General features: G+C 37.8%; 21 protein-coding genes, 4 tRNA genes and 1 pseudogene. 17 read left to right on the top strand and 9 right to left on the bottom strand.

The window, feature by feature from the left end:
• Nucleotides 1-376: 376 nt before the first annotated feature.
• On the top strand, nucleotides 377-2575 hold the full coding sequence (locus AC4CVF_RS21970; RefSeq protein WP_151956994.1) for a TRAP transporter large permease subunit: 2199 nt from the start codon (nucleotides 377-379) through the stop codon (nucleotides 2573-2575).
• A 58-nt stretch (nucleotides 2576-2633) separates the two neighbouring features.
• On the opposite strand, the gene AC4CVF_RS21965 is transcribed toward AC4CVF_RS21970, so the two are convergent.
• Nucleotides 2634-3413, bottom strand: coding sequence for an AraC family transcriptional regulator (locus AC4CVF_RS21965; protein WP_419327701.1), 780 nt, complete (start codon nucleotides 3411-3413; stop codon nucleotides 2634-2636).
• Nucleotides 3414-3576: 163 nt separating this feature from the next.
• Between AC4CVF_RS21965 and AC4CVF_RS21960 the strand changes: the two genes are divergently transcribed.
• Complete coding sequence (locus AC4CVF_RS21960; RefSeq protein WP_336953505.1) at nucleotides 3577-4497, top strand: DMT family transporter; 921 nt, start codon at nucleotides 3577-3579, stop codon at nucleotides 4495-4497.
• Between the two features lie 101 nt (nucleotides 4498-4598).
• On the opposite strand, the gene AC4CVF_RS21955 is transcribed toward AC4CVF_RS21960, so the two are convergent.
• The 4 genes from AC4CVF_RS21955 to AC4CVF_RS21940 all read right to left on the bottom strand — a co-directional run bounded on the left by AC4CVF_RS21955 (nucleotide 4599) and on the right by AC4CVF_RS21940 (nucleotide 8077).
• Nucleotides 4599-5042, bottom strand: a complete 444-nt coding sequence (locus AC4CVF_RS21955) for a hypothetical protein (RefSeq protein ID WP_336953506.1) — start codon at nucleotides 5040-5042, stop codon at nucleotides 4599-4601.
• 15 nt (nucleotides 5043-5057) lie between these two features.
• On the bottom strand, nucleotides 5058-5267 hold the full coding sequence (locus AC4CVF_RS21950; protein ID WP_419327730.1) for a YheV family putative zinc ribbon protein: 210 nt from the start codon (nucleotides 5265-5267) through the stop codon (nucleotides 5058-5060).
• A gap of 54 nt (nucleotides 5268-5321) precedes the next feature.
• Nucleotides 5322-7349, bottom strand: a complete 2028-nt coding sequence (locus tag AC4CVF_RS21945; protein ID WP_490789976.1) for a M3 family metallopeptidase — start codon at nucleotides 7347-7349, stop codon at nucleotides 5322-5324.
• 92 nt (nucleotides 7350-7441) lie between these two features.
• The gene (locus AC4CVF_RS21940; RefSeq protein ID WP_490789975.1) at nucleotides 7442-8077 is read right to left on the bottom strand and encodes a hypothetical protein; all 636 of its coding nucleotides are present in this window, start codon (nucleotides 8075-8077) and stop codon (nucleotides 7442-7444) included.
• 60 nt (nucleotides 8078-8137) lie between these two features.
• Between AC4CVF_RS21940 and AC4CVF_RS21935 the strand changes: the two genes are divergently transcribed.
• Nucleotides 8138-8944, top strand: coding sequence for a barstar family protein (locus AC4CVF_RS21935; RefSeq protein ID WP_336953509.1), 807 nt, complete (start codon nucleotides 8138-8140; stop codon nucleotides 8942-8944).
• A gap of 54 nt (nucleotides 8945-8998) precedes the next feature.
• Here AC4CVF_RS21935 and rnr read toward each other — a convergent pair whose 3' ends face one another.
• Nucleotides 8999-11449 carry a ribonuclease R gene (rnr, locus tag AC4CVF_RS21930; RefSeq protein WP_490789980.1) on the bottom strand — a complete coding sequence of 817 codons (2451 nt, stop codon included), beginning with the start codon at nucleotides 11447-11449 and terminating at the stop codon, nucleotides 8999-9001.
• Between the two features lie 264 nt (nucleotides 11450-11713).
• Between rnr and AC4CVF_RS21925 the strand changes: the two genes are divergently transcribed.
• From AC4CVF_RS21925 to AC4CVF_RS21915, 3 genes are all read left to right on the top strand, one after another.
• Nucleotides 11714-11803: transfer RNA gene (locus tag AC4CVF_RS21925), tRNA-Ser, on the top strand.
• A 15-nt stretch (nucleotides 11804-11818) separates the two neighbouring features.
• A tRNA-Arg gene (locus AC4CVF_RS21920) sits at nucleotides 11819-11895 on the top strand.
• A 47-nt stretch (nucleotides 11896-11942) separates the two neighbouring features.
• Nucleotides 11943-12019: transfer RNA gene (locus AC4CVF_RS21915), tRNA-Arg, on the top strand.
• A 47-nt stretch (nucleotides 12020-12066) separates the two neighbouring features.
• On the opposite strand, the gene AC4CVF_RS21910 is transcribed toward AC4CVF_RS21915, so the two are convergent.
• Nucleotides 12067-12960 (bottom strand): hypothetical protein, encoded by an 894-nt coding sequence (locus AC4CVF_RS21910; RefSeq protein WP_419819948.1) that lies wholly within the window; start codon nucleotides 12958-12960, stop codon nucleotides 12067-12069.
• Nucleotides 12961-13218: 258 nt separating this feature from the next.
• Here AC4CVF_RS21910 and AC4CVF_RS21905 point away from each other — a divergent pair, with 258 nt between their 5' ends.
• The 6 genes from AC4CVF_RS21905 (at nucleotide 13219) to AC4CVF_RS21880 (ending at nucleotide 17571) form a co-directional block, all read left to right on the top strand.
• Nucleotides 13219-13416 carry a hypothetical protein gene (locus AC4CVF_RS21905; RefSeq protein ID WP_336953511.1) on the top strand — a complete coding sequence of 66 codons (198 nt, stop codon included), beginning with the start codon at nucleotides 13219-13221 and terminating at the stop codon, nucleotides 13414-13416.
• Nucleotides 13417-13617: 201 nt separating this feature from the next.
• Complete coding sequence (locus AC4CVF_RS21900) at nucleotides 13618-14277, top strand: amino acid ABC transporter permease (protein ID WP_419327695.1); 660 nt, start codon at nucleotides 13618-13620, stop codon at nucleotides 14275-14277.
• Nucleotides 14267-14932, top strand: a complete 666-nt coding sequence (locus AC4CVF_RS21895) for an amino acid ABC transporter permease (RefSeq protein ID WP_336953513.1) — start codon at nucleotides 14267-14269, stop codon at nucleotides 14930-14932. Before AC4CVF_RS21900 ends, AC4CVF_RS21895 begins: the two co-directional genes overlap by 11 nt.
• 2 nt (nucleotides 14933-14934) lie before the next feature.
• Nucleotides 14935-15666, top strand: a complete 732-nt coding sequence (locus AC4CVF_RS21890; RefSeq protein ID WP_004725765.1) for an amino acid ABC transporter ATP-binding protein — start codon at nucleotides 14935-14937, stop codon at nucleotides 15664-15666.
• A gap of 146 nt (nucleotides 15667-15812) precedes the next feature.
• Nucleotides 15813-16634, top strand: a complete 822-nt coding sequence (locus AC4CVF_RS21885; RefSeq protein WP_419327728.1) for a transporter substrate-binding domain-containing protein — start codon at nucleotides 15813-15815, stop codon at nucleotides 16632-16634.
• A gap of 73 nt (nucleotides 16635-16707) precedes the next feature.
• On the top strand, nucleotides 16708-17571 hold the full coding sequence (locus tag AC4CVF_RS21880) for a cysteine ABC transporter substrate-binding protein (protein ID WP_336953516.1): 864 nt from the start codon (nucleotides 16708-16710) through the stop codon (nucleotides 17569-17571).
• Nucleotides 17572-17639: 68 nt separating this feature from the next.
• Here the strand turns inward: AC4CVF_RS21880 and AC4CVF_RS21875 are convergent, their stop codons facing one another.
• Nucleotides 17640-18077, bottom strand: coding sequence for a winged helix-turn-helix transcriptional regulator (locus tag AC4CVF_RS21875; RefSeq protein WP_336953517.1), 438 nt, complete (start codon nucleotides 18075-18077; stop codon nucleotides 17640-17642).
• Between the two features lie 106 nt (nucleotides 18078-18183).
• Between AC4CVF_RS21875 and AC4CVF_RS21870 the strand changes: the two genes are divergently transcribed.
• The 3 genes from AC4CVF_RS21870 (at nucleotide 18184) to AC4CVF_RS21860 (ending at nucleotide 20531) form a co-directional block, all read left to right on the top strand.
• Nucleotides 18184-19443 (top strand): MFS transporter, encoded by a 1260-nt coding sequence (locus AC4CVF_RS21870; protein ID WP_490789974.1) that lies wholly within the window; start codon nucleotides 18184-18186, stop codon nucleotides 19441-19443.
• A gap of 129 nt (nucleotides 19444-19572) precedes the next feature.
• A tRNA-Arg gene (locus AC4CVF_RS21865) sits at nucleotides 19573-19649 on the top strand.
• Between the two features lie 96 nt (nucleotides 19650-19745).
• On the top strand, nucleotides 19746-20531 hold the full coding sequence (locus tag AC4CVF_RS21860; RefSeq protein WP_490789973.1) for a hypothetical protein: 786 nt from the start codon (nucleotides 19746-19748) through the stop codon (nucleotides 20529-20531).
• Between the two features lie 24 nt (nucleotides 20532-20555).
• Here the strand turns inward: AC4CVF_RS21860 and AC4CVF_RS21855 are convergent.
• A pseudogene (locus AC4CVF_RS21855) lies at nucleotides 20556-21845 on the bottom strand (SRPBCC family protein).
• A 189-nt stretch (nucleotides 21846-22034) separates the two neighbouring features.
• On the opposite strand from AC4CVF_RS21855, the gene AC4CVF_RS21850 reads away from it, so the two are divergent.
• Nucleotides 22035-22535 (top strand): YcxB family protein, encoded by a 501-nt coding sequence (locus tag AC4CVF_RS21850; protein ID WP_004816919.1) that lies wholly within the window; start codon nucleotides 22035-22037, stop codon nucleotides 22533-22535.
• 47 nt (nucleotides 22536-22582) lie between these two features.
• Entirely contained in the window at nucleotides 22583-23221 is a 639-nt protein-coding gene (locus tag AC4CVF_RS21845) for a fumarylacetoacetate hydrolase family protein (protein ID WP_234624066.1), read from the top strand.
• Nucleotides 23222-23573: the final 352 nt, after the last annotated feature.

Raw genomic sequence — 23573 nt, 5'->3', positions numbered from 1 at the left:
TTATAAAATTTTATTATTTTGATGAGGTTAAGCACATAGAAGCGTAAATATATTTAAAAAAAATTTGAATGAATGCTTTGTAATGAATGGATGCTGATTCTCATTTGTGGTTAATTATGTGAATGTTACATCAATTTTAGTTGTAAAAAATATAAGTACTTAGTTGTTTTTTCACATTTAATGATAAGACTATAGATGAGTTGACAAAAAGCTCGCCAAAAAAATTAATCTTTGTCATGTTTTTCTTAGGAAAATTAGGGCAAATTTGAGTGGTGATGATAGGAATGGGTATTGGTAAAGGATTTTACCTCTCACCTAATAATAAAAGATAAGCTGTGCAAGCGATTGTACACTGGTTATAAAAACTGGAATAACAATGCAAGAACCTGTAAATAATAGATCGGGATTAGGTCTACTCAGTTATCTCTGGAATGAGTGGTTCTCAACCTTTTCCATCCTTATTCTGCTTCTCCTGACCTTGATCATTGGGACAGGGGATATGATTCATGGGCAAATGCTTCGTTTAGGTGAACGCCTATATGGAGACGAAAAAATAGGAATGCAATATTCCTTTTTACGTGCTGAGCCCAACAAACCTTCATGTGACCGCAATGTAGATATCGATAAGCTTGTCAAAGAAAAAATGCAACAGGAAGCCAGTGATCCTGATGCGGCATTTTTTGGTTTAACGCCAGAAGCAGATGTTCGCGCTTCATTCGTTTCAGCTCAAACGGATTGTGAACAGAAATATGCGTTCTATGATAAATCGATCAAACATATGGAAGATCATCCATCCCTTCGTTCATATCGTTCGATGGAAACGGGTTTCTTCTGGATATTAAAATGGGGCTCTGAACATCGTGTACTCATTCTGATTTTGATGGTGGTGATTGCTGCAATTACAGCATCATTGAAGATGCATCATATTGGGCTACGTCCAGCGCGTACTAAGCTTGATTTTAAAGTTTATAATATTGCGATGGTACTGGGGAATGCCTTACTGAGCTTCTCGGTCATTAGCCAATATCGTTCAGTACTCAATTCTGGTGTTGAATCTACCCTTGAAACGATTGGGGTCTATTGGTTATGGATGATCCTGTTCGTTGTCTTGACAGTCATCAGCCTGTTTAAATTATTCCGTACCCCAGAAAATGCTGAAGAAGGCGGTAAATTTGGCCTTGCGCTGCTGAGCATACCTTTATATGCCTTTATGGCAATTGTGACAGGTATTGCATTTACTTTCTTTATGGACTACCCAATGGGGCAAGGTATTTACCTTGGCTTGTTGACTGAATTTTCAAATATCTTCCTTAATTTAGCACTGTTTATTTGGGCGGGTATGTTATTGACCCAAACACGTGTGATGGATCTTTTCTTGGCGATTCTTCGTCCTTGGAACTTAGCGCCTGAAACATTGACGTGGATCATTTTGATCGGTGCTGCAATTCCAACAGCATATACAGGCGCTTCGGGAATCTTCGTTGTTGCTGCTGGTGCAATTATCTACAAAGAAGTGTGGAATTCAGGTGCTCGTCGTCAATATGCACTTGCTGTTTCGGCAATGTCAGGTTCACTGGGTGTTGTATTACGTCCGTGTCTATTGGTGATCTTAATTTCCATGTTGGATAGCCGTCATGTAACTTCAGACGAGCTATTTGATCATGGTATTTATGTATTCTGGTTAACCGCATTTATTTTCTTAGGGGTGTCGTTATTCCTTGCTGAGAATAAGTTCCGTATTAACTCACCGAAAACTGCTGTCCCTGGTATGTTGCGTGCTTTCGTTCCTGTGCTTCCATATATCTTGATTGTTGCTGTCGTAATTGGCTTCTATCAGTTTGGTCTGGACACGAAAATGGATGAATTTACCGCCCCTGTAATTCTTCCAATCATGTTATTGGCATTTATTTTATTTGATAAGTTATTTGGTAATAAATTACCGATACCAGAAAACCCAAATAAAGCACTTGCTCTAGAGCATGAAAAAAATTCTGAATACTTACGTGAGCATGGTGATACCGCTGAAACGAAACGTGGCTTCCGTAGCGCAATTCGTTTTGCAACATCTGAAAGTGTTGGTCATATTGGTGCGTTAATTATTCTAATGGCATTGTCTGCAAGTGTTGGTGGTCTGATTGAACGCAGTGAGATCGTGACCATGGTGCCAACGCATTTGGGTAGTATCTTGGTGACACTTGGCTTTATGGCATTGTTACTTGCATTAATTGGTATGACAACAGATCCATTTGGTGCGGTGATTCTTGTTGCTGCGACGATTGCGCCAGTTGCATTTGAAAATGGTATCCATCCGATTCACTTCTGGATGATTGTACTGGTTGCATTTGAGTTTGGTTATGTTACGCCACCAGTTGCGCTCAACCATTTACTGACCAGGCTCTCGGTCGGTGATGCAGAAGTTGCCGCCGCCGATGCTGAGGCAAAAGCCAAATATACAAGCTTCTACTATCGTTATGAGCGTTGGATCTTGCCAATCGTGGTGCTGTTCTCCGCATTGGTGATTGTGACCTATGCGCCGTACATGTTTAACTTGTTTGACTGGTATGCCAGTAAATAATTGAATGTCTAAAAAGCGCCTTCGGGCGCTTTTTTTCTGTCTGTGGCTTTGAATAGATTTAGTGATCTTTAAATTGAAACTGCTGAATGTACTCACTCGGCGTTAAACTGGTTTCACGTTTAAACATGGCACTAAATGCACTGGCACTGTCATAGCCCAAATCAAGTGCAACATTGAAAATAGATTTATTCATTGCCAAATCAGTCATGGCCTGCATTAGCCTTGCCTGCCGTACCCAATGACTAAAATGCATATTGGTTTCTTTCTGAAAATGCCGAGTGAGGGTTTTCGAACTAACATGTAAAAATTGGGCGGCATGTTCGAGTGTCCATGTATGGCTGAGATCAAGTTTGATTTCAGCACAAAGCTTTTGCAATTTAATATTTTGTGGCTCAGGTAAGCTAAATGGTAGAACAGGAAGAAGTTCCATCTCATCTAAAATCAATTCAAGCAATCGTGCTTCACGGCTTTGTGGGTGAATCGTCGATTGTATCTGCATTGCTGAGCGGATAAGTTCTTTTAAAAGGGGAGAGATCGTGACGACACGGCACTCATTGACTAATTTTGAACGTGCGTCTGGCTCAATAAATACACCATAAGCTTGTACATCACCACTGATCAGAAGAGCATGGGCCTTATATGCTGGAATCCATACACCGCGTCCCGGTGGCGTGACCCATGTTCCTTCTGCCGTTTGAATACGGAGAACACCAGAAAGCGTATGAATCAGTTGGATACGTTCATGGCTATGCCAATCTTCGATATGTCCATGGGAATAATTTTCAGTAAAAGCATAAATTGGATAATCTAAAAATCCATGATCATAATTATTTCCCATGATTTAGTCCTCAATCAATATGGCACTGCCAATCACACCTTCGTGGAATTGCTTAGTTCTCAATCATAATGTCCTTTATGCGATAGTTATTGTCATTTTATCGTACAAGTTCAAAATGATTATTTTTTAACATGGTTGAATCTTTCTGTATAGGCAGAGCAGCATGTTTCAAAAAGCTTATTTCTACCCATTGTTCGCCATTTTATTTTGGGCTGGAAATGTAATTGTATCTAAAATGGCAAGCCATGCAATTTCACCTATAGCGATTACATTTTATCGTTTGGTTTTTGCGCTTGCGGTGATGAGTACTTTTGTATTGATTCCCAGTTGGAAAAATCGCCATATTATTCGCCAGTATTGGAAACATTTGGCTTTAGGTGGATTTCTTTCTGTATCCTTATTCCAATTTTTGTCTTATCAAGCAGCGACAACCACGACAGCAACCAATATGGCGATTGTGACGGCATTGATTCCATTATTGACGATTATTTTAAGTACATGGATTTTAAAAGATCAGATTAGCTACGGCTTAGTAATCGGAGGCTTCTTATCATTCTATGGCATTTTGTATTTATTGAGTCATGGGCATATTGCCCAAGTTTTTAGCCAAGGTATGCATCTTGGAGATGGCTTGATGTTGCTTGCCGCAATCGGCTACGCTTTATATGGTGTGCTGTTAAAACGTTGGAAAATGCCGATCCCAGCATGGCAATCGAATTTTGTCATGTCGACCTTTGCCATCTTATATGTTTTGCCGTTTTTTATCTTTTTACCCGCATCACAAATGCAACTGAATCAACAGACCGTTCCTTTGATTTTGTATGCCAGTATTTTCTCATCGATTTTATTGTCTTATTTATGGATTGAAGGTGTAAGACATTTGGGACCCAATAAAAATAGTATTTTTATGAATTTATTGCCAGTGTTTACAGCTTTAATTGCCGTTGTGCTATTGGGTGAACATTTACAAGTTTTTCATTTGGTTGGTGGTGGTTTAACACTCTGTGGAATTTTATTGGCGCAAATTATCCAAAAGCCAATCCAATGGAAAAAATCAACACAGCAATCATTTGACTCACTTTAAAATATTGGAGGATCTATAGTTGAAATTGAAAAAAGCCTTAACTTATAAATAGGTTAAGGCTTTTCTGGTATCAGATCGTCATTTTTGCGTATGGGCAAAAATTATTGATTTTGTGCAGCTATTTGTTGTTGAAGTAGCTTGATTTGCTCTTCCTTAAGTTTAATCAATTGATCTGCATCGGCATGTTGAGACTTGAGGTTTTGTTGCTGATCATCGAGTTGTTTTTGGATATCTTCTAGTTTAGCCACTTCTTCTTTAGCTAAACTGGTATTTTCAGGGATTTTATCTTTTAAAATGGATTCTTTGACCAATTCTACATTGGCAGTCTCTGAAGCAGCACTTTGTTCAACAGGCGTTGCCACAGGCGGAGCCGTTGCTTCCACTTTCTTCGTAGTAGGTGTTGGTTGATTCAATTGCTCATTGATTTGGGTGCTTTCAGAGGTGTTATTTAACCAGAAAAAAATAGCAATTAAAACGATAACTGCCCCCAAACCACCAGCAATAATCCACATTAATTTTGAATTGTTTCTTTGTTCTATATGCATTTTATTCGGTCCGATCTATTTTGAAGAGCGAGGCTTGAATTGAATGACCCCAATTTCATCAGGTATAGCAGGTTCTTCAGGCGCATCTACATGAGTAGGGCGATTTTCAGAATATCCACACTCGATGCATTCAATCCATTCCGCATCGTCTTGGGTGAGCATAACAATACGATCCATCGCTTCACATTTTGGACATTTTGCACCAGCAATGAAACGACGTCTAATATTCATACACCCACCACACTTTAAACAATTTTGGCCGTTAGTTTAAGCGTTTTTTTAGCTATTCGTCCAACCTTGATGACGTAATAATGCATCTATTTTAGGTTCACGACCACGGAAATTGATAAATGCATCAAGTGCTGTATCTTTTCCGCCAACTGCAAGGATTGCCTTACGGAACTCTTGTCCAGTTTGGGTATTAAACACACCCTCATGTTCAAAGCGGTCAAAAGCATCGCTTGCTAAAACTTCTGCCCATTTATAAGAATAATAACCGGCAGCATAACCGCCCGCAAAAATATGGCTAAAGCCATTCTGGAAGCGGTTATAAGGTGCTGTTGCTAAAACCGCATACTTCTGGCGAATATCATCTAAAGTTGCTTGGATTTGTTCAGCATTTAGGGCAGGTGTAAGTTTATGAATGGTTAAATCGAACAGTGCAAATTCAATTTGTCGTAAAGTTTGCATACCTGACTGGAAGAAACGAGCATCGAGTAATGCTTTTAAAAGATGCTCAGGAAGTGTGTTTTTAGATTCAATATGTTCACTGATTAAAGCCAAGCTTTCAGTATCCCATGTCCAAAATTCCATAAACTGGCTAGGTAACTCTACTGCATCCCATGCAACACCATGTGTTCCAGCAACTGCAATATTGTCCACTTCTGTCAACATATGGTGTAAGCCATGACCAAACTCATGGAATAAGGTATTCACTTCATCATGCGTTAATAGGGCAGGCTGATCACCGACAGGTGGGGTAAAGTTCCCAACCATATAACAGATTGGTTTTTGTAACCCCTTTTCGGTTTGCATACGCGAGCGGAAACCACTCATCCATGCACCACCACGTTTACCGTTACGCGCATAGAGATCAAAGTAAAAGCCACCAATCACAGTACCTTGATCTTCTAGTTCATAATAATGGGCATCTGTATGCCAAAGTGGTGCTTGGCGTTCAATAACTTGAATTCCATATAAACGATTGACCACATTAAATAAGCCTTGAATCACTTTAGGTGCAGGGAAGTATGGTTTTAAATCTTCCTGAGAAAGGTTGAACTGTTGAACTTTTAGTTTTTCAGAATAATAACTGCTGTCCCAAGGTTTTAGCTCATCTATGCCATCTTGTTTGGCAATAGTTTTGAGTTCTTCGATTTCATTTAATGCAGGTGTACGTGCATGTTCTGCTAAATCAACCAGAAATTGATCAACAGTGGCCACATCGGGTGCCATTTTTGAAGCAAGCGAATATTCTGCAAAATTGTCAAAACCTAAAAGCTTGGCCATTTCCTGACGTAAGCTGAGGATTTCAACCATTACGGGTGCATTGTCAAATTGCGTATCGCTGGCTTGATCTGAGGCGCGTGTAACATAAGCGTGATAGATTTCTTCACGGAGCGCACGATCTTCTGCATAGGTCATGATGGCCAAATAAGATGGAATATCTAAGGTAGCAACAGGCTGATCTAGTTCGCGTTGTTGACCGTATTGTTTGAGTAATTCAATACTGCCTTGCGGTAGACCTTTAAGCTGATCCGTGGTTAAAGTTTTGCTATAGGCTTGGGTTGAATCCAAAACATGATTAGAAAAATCAGAAGACAGTTGTGATAATCGTGCTGAAATTTCTGCATAGCGTTTTTTAGCTTCACCTTCAAGGGCAACACCTGAAAGTTTAAAATCACGTAAAGCCAGTTTAATTGCACTTTGTTGCGCCGTTGGCAAGTCGCTAAAAATCGCATGATCATAAACATTTTGATAAGTTTGGAACAAAGCAACGTGTTGACCGATCTGAGTGTAGTATTCACTTAAACTTGGTAATAAGTCTTGATAGACTTCACGCGTTTCAGTGTTATTCATCACTGCGTTGAGGTGTGACAAAATTCCCCAAGATTCACTCATGTTATTTTCAAGTGAATCTACATTTTCGATCACTGCAAGTTGTTGTTGAATACTTTCAGGGACTTGTACCAAGTCATTTAAAAAGTTTTGACCGTCTTGGATGGCTTTTTCAATATTTTGTTTGAGTTGATCTAAACTAATTTGATCAAATTGCGGTACTGGCAACGTTGCCTGTTCTAGTGTCATGAGCTTTATGCCAAATCATTTCTTAAGTTATAGATAGATGTAGGGCTTCTGGCAGGGGAAATCAAGGTGTGACAATAAAATTAACACAGATGTTAATGGACTTGTTTGGTTTTCAAATTGTATTCAAAAGGGATAGAGTATGCGCCCGCATCAAAACTGATGCCTAAAATATCTTTTTTAAGATAAAAGCCATTTGTATTTTTTAGCGCAATAAAATTTCGATCTTCAGCATAGTATCGGTATAGGTATTGCAGATCTGCGCTATCGCAGTCATTAGCCGTTTTAGAAAGCGTTGCGGTTTTATTTTCAATACACGGGTCAAGTTGCTGAGCAATTTCATTTGAGATTTGCGCTGCGGACAATTGATATTTTTGCAGTATTTGTGACAATGTTGCGAACTGTTTATTTTTTAAATCGATCACATAATACTTTTCACGATAATAGCTGCGTCCGCCTTCAATTTCTAAATGAGTATAAACACTTAAAAAGTTTTGATCCTGATAGATCTTTCCTGAACTAAAGTCGATACGTGTAGCATCATCTGCCAAAAGTTCGTGTGTGATCTGTTGGTTGATTTTTTCAAAACCTTTGCCTTGGATAAAGGGAATATTTCCTGAAAAATTCGTATATTGGGGGGGAATAGTTTGGGTTTTAAAGGTGATGGTTTCAGCAGAAGCTACACAGCTGAGTAGCAGTATTGAGAGTGATAGTATATTTTTAATTTTCATGCTGTTATTTCTAGAGTTATTAGAGTCGCTATGCATGCATTATAAAACAAGGAAGACTCTATGAGGGTACAAGAAAAGTATTTATTAAAAGTAGTAAGTTTTGATCCTGAACAAGAACCAGAAGAGCAACATATTTATTTGATAGAGGTTTATGACTTTGAATTAACGGCAAATCAAATTAATTTTAAAAATTGCATAAATTCTAAAATTTTAGATGAAATGGATAAGCTGCATTTACTGAAAAGACGTAGAAAAATAGACCATCTCTACTTTGTTTTGACGTATGAATTGAGGGTGGGGGACAAAGAATTTTCTAACGATTTAGATTTTTCTTATGAGTTTAATTATAAGAATGCTGATCTGATCGTTTATGACTTTACTTATGATGGAGATGAAGAATACCAGGAGCCATCATTAAGTGAAAAAACTACATTTTTCTTAAAACAAAATCAATTTTTAAAAAAATATTCTGAAAATAAAATTTCTCTAAAACAATGGTTTGAGTTAAATGAGTTTGAAAAGGAATGTTGGTTAAATGTTGCTTATAAGGTTAATTTCAATCAACACATAAATGAAAGTATCTCAAAAGTTAGCCATATTATTTTAGATGGAAACTACATACATTCGGAAAGTGATCTTTATTGTTATATTGGGGAACAAGTTTGTGGCATTTTGGGTTATATGGGATATAACACCTCAGCTTTAAGCAATTGTTTAACAGAAGAAAATTTAAGACCCATTTGTAGGCCATTAAATATTACTTGGAAGAATTTTAAAAGTTCCGAGCTGAATTTTAATTGCCTTGATGATTTAAATTATTTGGTTGAGCTACTCAAAGAGGATGCCATTTTAAATATTCAAATTTAAAATTTTAATGATAAAAAAGAGAGCCGAAGCTCTCTGATTTTGTACTAAGTAAAATTACTCAGTCTTTGCTTTTGCGTTCGACTTCTTCTTTTTTGCTTTAGCCTTTTTCTTCACTTTATCTTTAGCCTTTGTTTCAGGCTGAGTTGCAGTACTTTTTCCAGGTTTTTTATTGTAAGAGCTGGGTTTTCCTTTGGGCTTTTTCTTTCGAATGGGACGTTCCCCATCTTCGCTGGCGTTCCCACTGTCAGATTCAGATTTAACTTTGACAGGACGTTCAGAAAAAACTTCTTCTTTGGCAACGGGTTTTGCAACACGTGGTGCACGACTACGGATGACACGGCCCGCATGCGACAGTTGTTGTAACAATTCAAAATCAATCTTACGTTCTTCTAGGTTAACCCCAGCAACTTTGATCTTGACTTCGTCACCCAAGCCAAAGGCTTGACCACGATTTTGACCAACTAAATTTTGACTAACTTGGTCATAAACAAAGTAGTCATCGCCCAATTGACTCACGTGAATCATACCATCCACATATAAATCTTTTAGGGTTACGAATAAGCCAAATTCAGCGGTTGCACTGATCACACCAACAAATTCTTCGCCTAAATGTTGCTGCATATAGTGACATTTCAACCATGAAGTAACCGAACGCGAAGCTTCATCTGCACGACGTTCAGTTGCAGAGAAATGTTCACCCGCATCTTCTAAAGCCGCACCTGAAAGAGGATACTTTTTGTTGGTTAAACTGGCTTTAATCGCACGATGTAATAGCAGGTCAGGGTAGCGACGAATTGGTGAAGTGAAATGGGTATATGCTTCATAAGCCAAGCCATAGTGCCCCACATTTTTTGGACCATAGTAGGCTTGCATCATTGAACGTAATAACACTGCATGAATACTTGGTGCATCAATACGATCTTTGGTTGCTTCAATCACCGCTTGATAATCGGCTTGTGTTGGTTGGTCAGGGAATTTAAAGCCCAATAATTTCACAAAGTCTTTTACTTTTTGAATGCGTGAAAACTCTGGTGCTTCATGCACACGGTACAACATTGGAACTTCATTTTTTAAGCAATATTCCGCTGCTGCAACGTTAGCAAGCAACATGCATTCTTCAATAAGCTTATGTGCAACATTACGTGAACGCGGTAAAATTTCTTTAATTCCACCCAATTCATCAAAAGTCATGTAGGTTTCAACGGTTTCAAATTCCATTGCATGACGTTGTGCACGTAAACCTTTTAAGGTTTCATACAATTGGTAGAGCGTATTGACCGATTTACGGACATCACGATCTTCAGGAATCGCATTGCTGTCGCCATCTAAATATTGTGCAACTTGGGTATAGGTTAAACGTGCTTTTGAATGCATCACTGACGGATAAAATTCAAATTTAGTCACTTTACCCGCGCGACTTAAATTCAAATCACACACCATACATAAACGGTCAACATGTGGATTTAAAGAACATAAGCCATTTGAAAGTGCTTCAGGCAACATGGGTAATACATAGTGTGGGAAATACACGGATGTACCACGTTCTTGCGCTTCATCATCTAAAGGTTTACCAACACGGACGTAATGACTGACATCTGCAATTGCGACAACGACACGATAGCCACCACCAGGGCGTTTTTCAGCATAGACTGCATCATCGAAGTCACGTGCGTCTTCACCATCAATGGTAACTAAAGGCAAATCTCGTAAATCTATACGACCTTGACGATCCTTTGCAGAGGGTTCTTTAAATGCTTCAGCTTCTTTGATGACTTCTTCTGGGAACTCATAAGGTAAACCATATTCTAAAATGGTTTGCGGGATAATGATTTCGGTATCGGCTTTATCCGCCATTGATTGAATCACATGACCTGTCGCAAATTCATCTCGTGTTGGATAGTCATCAATTTCAACACGTAATGCATCGCCGACTTTGGCTTTGGCATGTTCAATCAGTTCTTTTTCTAAAGTTATGGGTTGATGCGCATTGGGCGGTGCAGGTTGAATAAAGTATTCACCTTCAAATTCTGCAACTTTACCGATCAGTTGTTTAACTCGACGTTGAGTCACTTCAGTAATATAGCCCCAAGCTTTACCTTTACGGTCTACAGAAGTTTGTTGGACTTTAACGCGGTCACCATGGAAGACTTGACGTAATTCGCGCTCAGGCAGAAGGAACTCATCTTTCTTCCCATCTAAGCTTGCAACGCCTAAACCTTTAGCGTTGACATAAACAGTAGCGTCTAGGGTAGGTTGATCGGCCATCAGCTGATATTTAAAACCATCTTTCATCAATTGACCATCACGGACCATTGCACTTAAACGATGGCTGAGCGCATCTATACTTTTTTGATCGACAATTTCAAGCAGTTCAACAAGATCTGCATGTGACAATGCTTCTTGTTTTCGTTCAATGATTTCTAGGATAAGGGTACGACTTGGAATGGGATTGTCGTAACGCTCAGCTTCAGCTTTGGCTTCAGGATCGACCCAATTTTTCATGATGTATTTGGTTTCTAGTCAGAAGATAGGATTAGCATAAGACATACAGTGGAATACTGCACGTAATTGATTGCAATATTGTGTTTTTAATTTAATTTTTAGAGAAATTTTCTTTGTATTTGTAGATTGTGATTGTTTTGCAGCATAAAAAAACAACAAAATGATGAAAATCGCTTAAAAAGTATTTAATTGAGTAAATTTCTCTATTTTTTTTAATGTCATCACTTGCCGAATCGGGTTTTAGTTTGTATTATGGCGGCTCGTTACGGTGAGATGGGTGAGTGGCTGAAACCACATCCCTGCTAAGGATGCATACGGGTAACTGTATCGAGGGTTCGAATCCCTCTCTCACCGCCAACGATTACTTATGACGCGCTCATAGCTCAGCTGGATAGAGCACTTGGCTACGAACTAAGGGGTCGGGAGTTCGAATCTCTCTGAGCGCACCAATAAGTTAATCATGATGTAACGAATGCCTTTTGGCAACACAAGTATTGCGCTCATAGCTCAGCTGGATAGAGCACTTGGCTACGAACTAAGGGGTCGGGAGTTCGAATCTCTCTGAGCGCACCAACTTGAAGAATTAACCGCATACGTTGCGGTTTTTTTGTACCTGAAATTTAGATTGATGATTTTAGTTGGTTGAATATATTGATTCTCTTGGCTATTTTACGAAAAATAAAATAGCTAAATGCAATAAGCCCAATAATAATGCCAGTTATCTCTAAATAGGAAAAAGTGCTAATTTTAAAAAGAAAAAAGATGCTAATTAAACTTAGACTAAGCCATAATAAACAGAAAAATAGGATTTCATTAAAGAAAAATATTTGAAAGAGCCTTTTGCGTAATTCCTTATTTTTAATTCGCATCAGAATTAAAAACCGATGTTTAAAACCGAATGAACTGTTTGGTGAGATTTCAGCTTTGGATAGCAGCATTCGATAAAAATGGACCTCATCAAAAGACGCATTGAATTTGTTTTTAACAGGCTGTTGTGTCTTTTCATTGTTACTTAACCATTTATCGACCTCAAAACAGGGGAGTAAAGACTCTCCAAAACCATCGATATCTAAATATCGATTTTGGGGTGTATTAAGTTCGAAAGATTTTGGCAGCCAATATTTTGAAGGTGATGGACTTTTGGGATCTCGATGTTTTTGTTCGATGAAATGGATCATATCCACCATTTCATTTCTAGTTTCTATGCTAAATGGATCAATCATCATTCCCATAATATCAGTAATGTTTAACTCGACTGAAAATGTTGGAGTACGTTGTAAATATTGTAAAAATGATTGAGCTAAAATTGCTACTTTTTCATCATTATAGAGTGCTGACCATATGTTGAGTCTGGATTTAAACGTTTCACAGCTTTTTAAGATCGTTGCACGAAAGACGTAATAGGTTAAGTCATCTTCATCTTGAATAGCGGTAATGTCTTCAACTTTAAATAAGGCCAACCAAAATAACGGAATAGAGTATTTAACTTCTTGATAGGTTTCATTTTCATCCATTTGCCCAATAGTTCTATCGAGATCGGATGAAATCAAAAGTGTTGAGTAATGTCCCATTTTTTTTCCTTTTATTATCTGAATTTTTATAGAAATATTGATGAAATAATAGTACACGATTGATTGAGTTGGAATTTAAATAAAATGAGTTTTATCCTTTTTTACACGTCTATTCTTGTCGCAGCGCAAGGATTAGAACATCTATTCTAGGGCTAAAAACATTAAAATAATTAAAATAACCGAAGCTTTAGAAAGAAGAACATGAAGAAATATACAGATGGATATTATATTTACCAGCATGTTGATTTTATTTGTCATTTCAACCTGCAACAGTGTGATGGCTGTAATCGCACGTTGACAGGGTTTGTTTATGAACTGCAAATCCAAAGTTTAGAGAATGAATCTGTCATCTTCTGTGCTGAATGTATGGAATTGTTAGACGTAGTGAATGTCGAATAATTGCTTGGGGTTGATGAATATTCAATTTTAACTTCGCTGATTTTTTCTCACAAAAAAGTAAGCATTATCCAGCATTATTTTTATAGAAAAGCTTATCTGATAATCATATTTATTTAGAAAAAATTCTCACTGTAAGATGGTTCCAAATCATTTTTTCTGCTTTAGAGCGTAACAATAAAATAATTATTTTGGACGATTTCTTTGAATTGGCAATATATCTACAGTGTGATGCCACAGTTTGCTTCAGCAATGGTGACCACACTCAAAATCTCAATCATCAGTATTATTCTCGCAATATTGGTTGGTTTAATTTGCAGTATTCTCATTACCTATCGGGTACGGGTCTTTGACAAAATTGTCAAAATTTACATTGAATTATCACGCAATACGCCCTTATTGATTCAGTTATTTTTTCTCTATTACGGTTTACCAAAACTGGGGATTAAAATTGATGGATTTAGCTGTGGGGTCATTGGTCTAACTTTTCTAGGTGGAAGCTATATGGCTGAAGCCTTTCGTGCAGGTTTACAAGCTGTGGCCAAAGGGCAAATTGATTCAGGTGAAAGTATAGGACTGAATCCACTGCAAGTTTTTCAATATGTGATCTTCCCTCAAGCTCTAGCAATTTCAATTCCTGCAATTGGTGCAAATTGTTTATTTCTGATTAAAGAAAGTTCTGTGGTGAGTGCCATTGCAGTGGTGGAACTATTGTTTGTCACCAAAGACTTAATTGGTATGGATTATAAAACCACAGAAGCATTATTTCTCTTGATCATGTCTTATCTGATTATTTTATTGCCTGTGTCTATTCTCACCAGTTATCTGGAATACCGCAGTCGGAAGGTGAGCCATGGAATTTGATTATCTGTTTCAACCCAGTCATCTTGCACGATTACTGGAAGGGCTGTGGGTTACTGCAAAAATTGCCTTTATATCAGTATTTTTTTCAGCAATTTTTGGCACGATTTTCGGTGTCATAATGACGTCAAAAAATTTACTGATTAAAAGTTTGTGTCGATTGTATTTAGAAGCGATTCGGATTATTCCAATTCTGGTTTTATTGTTTGTTTTCTATTTTGGCTTTGCAACATGGTTTAACTGGCAGCTCTCAGCGGTACTGGTATGTATTGTGGTCTTTGTATTATGGGGCACAGCTGAAATGGGCGATCTAGTTCGTGCTGCCATCACATCGATAGATCAACATCAACACGATTCTGCACATGCACTTGGCCTGAGTCCTATGCAAACTTTGAGCTATGTGATTTTCCCACAGAGTTTAAAAAGAGTCACACCAGGCGCAATCAATTTATTCACGCGTATGATTAAAACCAGCTCTTTGGCAGTGCTGATTGGCGTGGTCGAAGTAATTAAAGTTGGACAGCAAATTATTGAAAATTCGCTGTTAATTGTTCCGAATGCATCTCTTTGGATTTATGGTTTGATCTTTATTTTATATTTTATCATTTGCTATCCCTTATCCCGTTTAGCGACGCATTTAGAAAAAGTTTGGGAGTAATCATGACTTTGTTATCTATACAACATTTACAGAAATCATTTGCAGAAAGTCATATTTTACAAGGCATAGATTTGGACGTAAAACAGGGTGAAGTCGTGGTGATCCTTGGTCCATCGGGATGTGGAAAAAGCACATTGTTGCGTTGTATCAATGGCTTGGAAAAAATACAGGGGGGCACAATCAATTTAGCTGGCTCAGGTGTATTGGGCAAAGATTTAGCGTGGGTGGATGTACGTCAAAAAATTGGCATGGTGTTTCAAAACTATGAACTTTTTGGGCATATGAATGTGATTGATAACATTTTATTAGGCCCTTTAAAAGTTCAAAAACGAACAAGAGCTGAAGCTGAGAAAGTTGCAGACGAATTATTGAAACGTGTCGGTTTATACGATCGTAAGCGAGATTATCCGCGACAGTTATCGGGTGGGCAAAAGCAACGTATCGCAATTGTGCGTTCATTGGTGATGCAGCCTCAAGTGATTCTGCTAGATGAAATCACCGCTGCTTTAGACCCTGAAATGGTCCGTGAAGTATTAGATGTGGTTTTAAAACTTGCACATGAAGGAATGACCATGTTGATCGTGACTCATGAAATGTCTTTTGCCAGAAAAGTCGCCGACAGAATTATTTTTATGGATAAAGGCAAAATTATTGAGCAAGCCACACCTGAACAATTTTTTGAGCATCCACAGACTGAACGGGCAAAAGCCTTTTTAAATATGTTGAATTATTAACAGTAATTTAGACATCAATATTCACCCTAATAGCAACACATAATGATCTATAAAAATGAGGATGTATGGCTTTATCTTATTTAACTCAACCATCGAATTTTTTTAATATTTCCAACGTTGTTCGAACATTGAGTGTGGCCTTATGTATGGGAATGTTGAGCGCATGTAGTCAGCCAACTGAACCAATTGCATCAGCGGAGCAAAATACCCAGAATGATCAATCATTAGATCAGATTAAAAAGCAGGGCGTGTTTCGTGTGGCTGTTTTTGCAGATAATCCACCATTTGGTTATGTGGACAGTGCAGGTAAACCACAAGGTTTTGATATCGCTTTAGCAAAAAGAGTGACCAAAGATTTGCTTGGGGATGAAAATAAAGTTGAATTTGTGGTGACTGAGGCTGCTAACCGTGTGGAGTTTTTAAAATCGGGTAAAGCAGATGCGGTATTTGCCAGTTTTTCAGTCACTCCTGAACGTAAACAAGTGGTTGATTTTGCCCAACCGTATTTAAAGGCTGCTTTAGGCATTGTATCGCCTAAAGCCAAGACGATTACCAATATTCAGCAGCTCGAAGGCAAAACCTTGATCGTCAATAAAGGCTCGACATCAGATATTTATTTCACTAAGAATTACCCAAAAATTAATTTATTAAAGTTTGAACAAAATACTGATGCTTTTAATGCACTGAAAGATGGTCGTGGTGATGCAATTTCTCAAGACAGTACTTATGCCTTGGCATGGGCAGCTGAGAATCCAACATTTACGGCGGGAATTCAGCAAATTGGTAATCAAGACTTTATTGCACCTGCAGTGAAAAAGGGCAATACCCAACTTCTAAATTGGCTCAATACTGAAATTTCAAGCTTACAAAGAACAGGTGAAATTCAGAAGATTTATGATCAGACCTTAAAGCCAGTTTACGGTGGAACTGTGGACGCTCAAGTCTTTTTGGATGTGAAACCGAAATAAAAATTGCATCAAAGCGTTTAAATACGAAAAGAAATCATCGTTTAAGTATGAAAATAGATTAGAGGAAAATTAAATGAACATATCAATAAAACAGCTGACTCATCTACTTGCAGCCTCTGTGCTTAGCTTAGGGTTGGCGGCGTGTAATAAAAATGCTTCAACAACTGAAAAAACTGCTGAAACTGAAAAAACAAGCTCAAGTATTGAACAAATTAAGAAAAATGGTGTGGTTCGTATCGGGGTGTTTAGTGATAAGCCACCTTTTGGTTACTTGGATTCACAAGGTAAAAACCAAGGATTTGATGTGGAAATTGCTAAGCATGTTGCCAAAGACCTATTAGGAGATGAAAACAAAGTTCAATTTGTTTTAACGGAGGCTGCCAATCGTGTGGAGTACCTTAAAGCCAATAAGGTCGATATTATTTTTGCTAATTTCACCGTGACACCTGAACGCAAGGAAGTTGTAGATTTTGCTCAGCCTTATTTAAAAGTTTCTTTGGGTGTTGTATCGCCTAAAGCCAAGCCAATTACAGATATTGCACAACTTAAAGACCAGACTTTATTGGTCAATAAAGGCACGACAGCAGACTCATTCTTTAGCAAATCACATCCTGAAATTAAATTACAAAAGTACGAGCAGAATACAGAGACCTTTGATGCTTTGAAAGATGGACGTGGTGTGGCTTTGGCACATGATAATTTATTGGTACTTGCTTGGGCAAAAGAGAACCCAAATTATACAGTGGGTATTACCAGCTTGGGTCAGCATGATTTGATTGCACCTGCAGTCAAGAAGGGTGATAAAGAATTATTGGATTGGTTGAATCAAGACTTAGAAAAATTATCTAAAGCAGGGGTTATCCAGCAAGCATATGAAAAGACGTTAAAACCTGTCTACGGTGATAGCATTAATCCAAAAGATTTATTGGTTGAGTAAAACCATTAAAACTTAAGTTTGCTCTTTAAAACGAGTATCCACTTTAACTGGGAAAACATGATTTGCATTTAATTGATCTTTTTCACAAAGGTCTCTTGTGCAAGTAGATGTTTTCCTTTTTTTGTCATTGGCTGCATAAGTGCCAATTCATCACCTGTATTTTTCTCAAGCAAAATAGAATGTGGTTGATCCTCAGCAAATAAAAATTGCTCACCCCATTGACGTAATGCCACGATGATTGGAAACAGTGCATAACCTTGTGCAGTGAGCACATATTCCAAATAGGCTGAACCATTAGATGCCGGTTGGTTCTTTAGAATTTGAGCATCAACAAGTTTTGCCAATCGATCAGACAAAATATTTTTGGCGACATGTAAATTTTTCTGAAAATCACTAAATCGTTTTACCCCATCAAAAGCTTCGCGAATGATCAATAAAGCCCAACGATCTCCAATCAATTGCACTGACCGCGCAACTGGGCAAGCTTCATATTTATCTTGATTCATCAGTTGTCCATATTTCATCTTAAAAATAGACTATAAATCTAGTTGCAATTTAAAACAAGATTGCGTAATTTAATCTGGTTGCAAATTAAAACCAGATTGGTGCAAAATGAACAAAACAGATCATCATCAGCGCAATAAAACAAGAGAGCAACAACAATCCCATCTTTCTCCAATCTTGGTCATGTTGTTGGCGTGTGCTGCTGGATTGAGTGTTGCAAATGTTTATTATGCACAGCCATTGCTGGATCTTATTGCTCAAGATTTTAAATTAGATTATTCGTGGGTGGGGTTAGTTGTTTCATTAACTCAAGTGGGATCAATCATTGCATTAATTTTTATTGTGCCTTTAGGCGATTTTATACCACGAAAATCTTTGATGTTGTTTCAGTCCATCATTTTATGCCTAGCTTTAATCTTGTTGGTTTTTTCAGATCATATTTTCACGTTGTTATTGAGTATGCTGATTGTGGGCATGTTGGGCACAGCGATGACCCAAGGCTTAATTGTTTATGCATCAGTTTTGGCGGCTGCTGATGAACGCGGCAAAATCGTGGGTACAGTCCAAGCAGGTGTGTTGATTGGTATACTTTTATCTCGGGTACTGTCTGGTAGTTTAGCCGATTGGTTTGGATGGCAAGGGGTATATATATTCTCAGTATTATGTATGAGTATGATCAGTGTGTTTTTATGGAAATACTTAGCTGTTATCTGCATCGAAAAAGATCCTACTCAGCAATTCACTTATTCCCAGATAATCTTTTCATTGTTTGAACAATTGTTTAAAAATAGAGTGTTACAGATTAGAGGTGTACTTGCTTTCATCATTTTCGTCAATTTAAATCTGTTTTGGAATGCTCTGGTGTTTCCTTTATCTGTTCAGCCTTTTGAATATTCACATAGCTTGATTGGTTTTTTAGGCATCATTGGTGCCATCGGTGCAGTTATGGCAATCCGTGTTGGTGGGTTAGCTGATCGAGGCTATGCGCAGCGTGTTACACAATATGCGTTTCTACTACTGATCGGAGCTTGGGTTATTTTAAACTGCTTATATTTTTCAATTTGGATTTTTATTTTAGCGATTATTTTATTAGATGTAGCTATTCAATCAATCCATGTGATTAATCAAAGTCTGATCTTCCAAGCGGATATTCGACTACATGGGCGATTGGTGGGTGCTTATATGTTATTTTATGCATTGGGTAGTGCAGTGGGCTCATTACTGGCAACAACACTCTATGGTCATTGGGGATGGTATGCCGTGTGTGCTGCTGGAATCCTATTGAGTATAGTTGGCTATTTATTTTGGTTGTTTACTGAAAAATATTTAATTCAATTTCAAATGAAACAGCATGCAAGCAGTGTATAAATACGTAGATTCTAGGTTTTTGTCGATTTAAAGATAAATAGCCCAAATACTAAACACTTGGTGCTTAAGTATTGAAATAATCCTTAACAAAAAAATGAAAAGGCGTATAATGCGTCCCATCAAGACGTCGCGCTCATAGCTCAGCTGGATAGAGCACTTGGCTACGAACTAAGGGGTCGGGAGTTCGAATCTCTCTGAGCGCACCAACTTGATAAAATATTAAAAAAACCGCTTTATTGCGGTTTTTTTGTGCCTAAATGATGGCACAATGAGCAAGATAATAAAAATAAGGCCAATCATTAATGAATAAATATCTCTCATTCTTTATCGTGTTGGTCATCAGTCAAATGACTGGATGTACCGCCATTCTGTGGAATAACAGTGATTCTGGTAGGTTGGCGACGGGTAAAGTGGTTTCAACCCATGCAGATCGAGTAATTGTAGATCAGGATCAAATTGTCGGTTTTGCCTATTTAAAAGAAAATGCTTCCTCAAAAAATAGCCATGATATAAACAATGTAGATATCTCCTTAATCGTGGTTGGGCAAAAATATGCGTATATGATTGATATTGGAAATAAGGAAATTTTAGAAACCATTCGATCTGATTTAGACGCCAAGTATTGGCGAATCAAACCAGTCCGTCCGAGTGACAATTATTTTAGCTTGTCTTTAATGCCGGAAAGCGATGATCAAAAAAATCCACAAGCAGCTCAATTTAGTAGTGATATTGAACTGTATTATGCAAAAAAGAATTTAACTGGACAGGAAGAAAATAAGTTATCTCGACTTGGACTGAGTCAATACGAATATGGCCGGGAAAACTCTGAATTTTATCAAAGAAAAATTGGATTGGTTGGACGTGTAGTGGGGTTAAACGCTGAAATTAAAAATATGAAATTTCAGAACTTTAGTCAGAACTATACAATTGCGATGTATACACAAGGAAAAACCAAATACTCATTACATTCTAAAACACTGTTGCAGAAAATAGCCTTAACCCCCGTCACTTTAGTCGGTGATCTGATCGCAATCCCGTTATATTTTCTGTTTAATATTGGCACAACAATCAAACATCTTGCTGATTAATTGAGTTTAAAAGTTCAATCTGCACTATTTTACTTTTTGAGCAAAAATTGCGTTTGCACCCAGTGCCGGTAACATTTCATGGTAGGGTAAACTACGTGCTGCTTTGAGTAAGAATGGTGCTTTTTCATCAATTTTGATGGTAGTGGTCATTTTGAGTAAGGTGTTATTGCCTTGGGGTAAAAATTGAATTTGACCTTTGAGATAACGTAGATCACCGCCATTGGCATAGAAGTTATTTTCGGTGGCTTTGGGATAGCTAAAATGCATTTTAAAATCAAAAGGAATACTAATAACCCCTAATCCAACACTGACTTTAAAGTCTGCATCTTGTGCTTGTGTGTTGAGCACTGTGGTTTTAATACTTTTGATTTGTTTTGGAAAAATCTCTTTATAGGATAAGGGTTGTGTCCAACGTTGTAATTGTTGCGGGGTGGCATTTAAGTATTGATAGCTTGTGGTAAAGCGTAAAACCTCTCGACCATGGGTATAAGGTACAGTGACAGGATTAAGTACAATACTGACGGGCTGTTACGCGTTGGCACTGACCTGAACAATTTTATTGATTTGAGCTGTATTTAATTGTGGGCTAGGCAGTTGCCCTGCATTTAATGCCGTCACTTTTTTAGCCGTATATTTATTTTTGAGTGCTTCTAAAACAAAGGCGCTCGAACCATTTGGAATCGCCAGTTTTACTTCAGGGAAAGCATTTAAAATTTTCTTAAATAGGAAACCCTGCGGTTGGTTTGAATCGCCCCATTGCGTCAGGGTCACTAAGGTTTTGTTGTCAGCTAAATTGAACCATTCAAATTTCCCTAATGCATAAGGAATTGGGCCATCAATCACCATGGTTGAAATGCTATTTTGTCCAATTTGATGCTGCATCACCACATCTTCATTAAAATTCAATACTGGTATTGGTGTCGGGATGGAAATACGATATTTCAATTGACTGACAGGTCCTGCTGTTTCTATGACTTTTGCTGATTTTAAAGTCGGGAATAACCCAACATATTGGGTGTAATGGCTTAAGGTTTTAGCCACTTCTTGGCTACTTACAGGCACAACAATGGCTGCTGTTGAAAATTTAGCGATAGGTTGAGGCTGTTTGCTGAATGTCGGTAGCGACGTCTTGGTCGCTGGATGGGCATAAATTAAAATATTGTCTTGTGCAATTGCTGCGATTTGCTGAGCATTATTGTCAAATGGCTTTAACGCGCTGGGAATATTATCGGTCCAAGTGACCAATTTCGCGAAACTGATTTGACTGATACCGATTAAGAGCACGAGACCGATATTTAAATAAAAAGCTTTCATCTCAATTCCTTTTGTACCTTGATAAGCGGCAATCTTTTGTTTTTATAAAAATCATTTGTATGAAAGACCCTAAAAGGATTCACTTTTAAAAAATAGAGGTGTTCTGTAAAACAAGATGAAAATCCGCATCTCGCTGGAAAAATCTAGTGTAATATCTTGGTATCGTAAAACATTTGTATTGAAGCAACTATGTCAGACACCCAGCCTGCATTATCTGCACGTTATTATCTTAATTTAGAAGAATCTCAAGATGGTTTTAAACTAGCAACTTTTGGTAAAAAGCAAATTAGCCAATTTCTCACGCCTTTGGTCAGCATCGGAATCATGGTTTGGGGGATTTACCTCGGTTTAGAGGGTGTGGGTAAATATTATGTTTGCTTAGGTGCTTTTTTCTTAATTCTGCAAATGCTGATGCGGTATTGGTTTTTACCGATGATGTTTAAACGCCAATTCGTTAAATATCAATTTGGTAAAAGCGAACAAGGTATTGAATTATTTCAAGACTATATGGAATTATTCAGTAGTGGCCGTCCAAAACAAGTTCATCATTATTCAGATGTAGATAAATTTGCAGAAGGCAAGCTTACCTATATGATCGAATTAAAAAATCGTACTGTGGTGATTGTGCCTAAACGAGCATTTGCTACACCCGCAGATCAAACGATTTTTATCAATACTTTTAAAAAGTAATTTGGAATTATAAAGTTTTTAACGCTGAGCAATAAGAAGGGAACAATATGAGTACACGTCCATCTAAAATTGTATGTGTCGGTCGTAGTTATGCAGCGCATGCAGCAGAATTAGGTAACGCAATTCCAGATCGTCCAGTCTTATTTATCAAGCCGCCCAGTAGTTTGATTTCATTGCAAGACGGTATCTCTTGGAATGAGGCGTGGGGAAATTGCCACCATGAGTGTGAACTGACGTTACGTATCGACAAGCCACTTAAGGGCGAAACCAATTTAGATAAAGTATTGGATGCGATTGGTGCGGTGACTTTAGGCTTAGATTTAACTTTACGTGATCTCCAAGATGACTTAAAGGGCAAAGGCCAGCCTTGGGAGCGTTCAAAAGCTTTTGATGGCTCATGTGTACTGGCAGATTGGGTCAGTGTGGATGAAATTAAAGATTGGTCGGCTGTTACATTTGAATTTGCAGTCAATGATGAAGTTCGACAAAAAGGCGATACGGCTTTATTGATTTTTGATATTGCTTGCTTACTCGCAGACATCTGCCAAGTATTCTCTTTAGAACCAGGGGATGTGGTGATGACAGGGACACCTGCAGGTGTTGCAGCATTGGCTTCTGGTGATCAATTGAGTATGACTTTACATGGTCAAAGCCAAGATTTTGTTTGGAAAACTTTTGTAAAATAAGCATTTAAAATTCAAGTAACCCAGTGTTTATTTATAATCAATACGCATTGGGTTTTTTATTCTCTACAGTTTTATAAAACAATAATTCATCACTAACTTTTGGGATATATCCCGCTTTATTTATCAGTTGAAATTTACAGCATCGCTATTTTTTAGCTATCGTGCAGAAGCTTGGACGAAACGCTTTGATAGCGAAGAAGCAGAAAAGCTGGATGACTTTGGTAAATTACTACATAACCCAAAGTTAAAGGCAGCCCACGCATTTTTAGATCGGCGTATAGATTGGTCGCGAAGATTATTGATTATCTGTATTTAGATCACTCCACTTCATCTACTCAAAATTTAAAAAGTT

The sequence above is a fragment of the Acinetobacter sp. LipI_19 genome, from assembly GCF_058242925.1.
Note: the sequence above shows the minus strand (reverse complement) of the source record. Positions and strands in the feature narration are given on the sequence as shown.

Excerpts from the sequence above, each read along its gene's own strand:
- AC4CVF_RS21955 (WP_336953506.1), bottom strand. The coding sequence starts at position 5,042 with ATGCATATAGAACAAAGAAACAATTCAAAATTAATGTGGATTATTGCT.
- AC4CVF_RS21890 (WP_004725765.1), top strand. The coding sequence starts at position 14,935 with ATGACTTTGTTATCTATACAACATTTACAGAAATCATTTGCAGAAAGT.
- AC4CVF_RS21870 (WP_490789974.1), top strand. The coding sequence starts at position 18,184 with ATGAACAAAACAGATCATCATCAGCGCAATAAAACAAGAGAGCAACAA.
- AC4CVF_RS21910 (WP_419819948.1), bottom strand. The coding sequence starts at position 12,960 with ATGGATGAAAATGAAACCTATCAAGAAGTTAAATACTCTATTCCGTTA.
- AC4CVF_RS21960 (WP_336953505.1), top strand. The coding sequence starts at position 3,577 with ATGTTTCAAAAAGCTTATTTCTACCCATTGTTCGCCATTTTATTTTGG.
- AC4CVF_RS21895 (WP_336953513.1), top strand. The coding sequence starts at position 14,267 with ATGGAATTTGATTATCTGTTTCAACCCAGTCATCTTGCACGATTACTG.
- AC4CVF_RS21850 (WP_004816919.1), top strand. The coding sequence starts at position 22,035 with ATGTCAGACACCCAGCCTGCATTATCTGCACGTTATTATCTTAATTTA.
- AC4CVF_RS21935 (WP_336953509.1), top strand. The coding sequence starts at position 8,138 with ATGAGGGTACAAGAAAAGTATTTATTAAAAGTAGTAAGTTTTGATCCT.
- AC4CVF_RS21875 (WP_336953517.1), bottom strand. The coding sequence starts at position 18,077 with ATGAATCAAGATAAATATGAAGCTTGCCCAGTTGCGCGGTCAGTGCAA.
- AC4CVF_RS21885 (WP_419327728.1), top strand. The coding sequence starts at position 15,813 with ATGGGAATGTTGAGCGCATGTAGTCAGCCAACTGAACCAATTGCATCA.
- AC4CVF_RS21965 (WP_419327701.1), bottom strand. The coding sequence starts at position 3,413 with ATGGGAAATAATTATGATCATGGATTTTTAGATTATCCAATTTATGCT.
- AC4CVF_RS21905 (WP_336953511.1), top strand. The coding sequence starts at position 13,219 with ATGAAGAAATATACAGATGGATATTATATTTACCAGCATGTTGATTTT.
- AC4CVF_RS21845 (WP_234624066.1), top strand. The coding sequence starts at position 22,583 with ATGAGTACACGTCCATCTAAAATTGTATGTGTCGGTCGTAGTTATGCA.
- AC4CVF_RS21860 (WP_490789973.1), top strand. The coding sequence starts at position 19,746 with ATGAATAAATATCTCTCATTCTTTATCGTGTTGGTCATCAGTCAAATG.
- AC4CVF_RS21970 (WP_151956994.1), top strand. The coding sequence starts at position 377 with ATGCAAGAACCTGTAAATAATAGATCGGGATTAGGTCTACTCAGTTAT.
- AC4CVF_RS21880 (WP_336953516.1), top strand. The coding sequence starts at position 16,708 with ATGAACATATCAATAAAACAGCTGACTCATCTACTTGCAGCCTCTGTG.
- AC4CVF_RS21940 (WP_490789975.1), bottom strand. The coding sequence starts at position 8,077 with ATGAAAATTAAAAATATACTATCACTCTCAATACTGCTACTCAGCTGT.
- AC4CVF_RS21945 (WP_490789976.1), bottom strand. The coding sequence starts at position 7,349 with ATGACACTAGAACAGGCAACGTTGCCAGTACCGCAATTTGATCAAATT.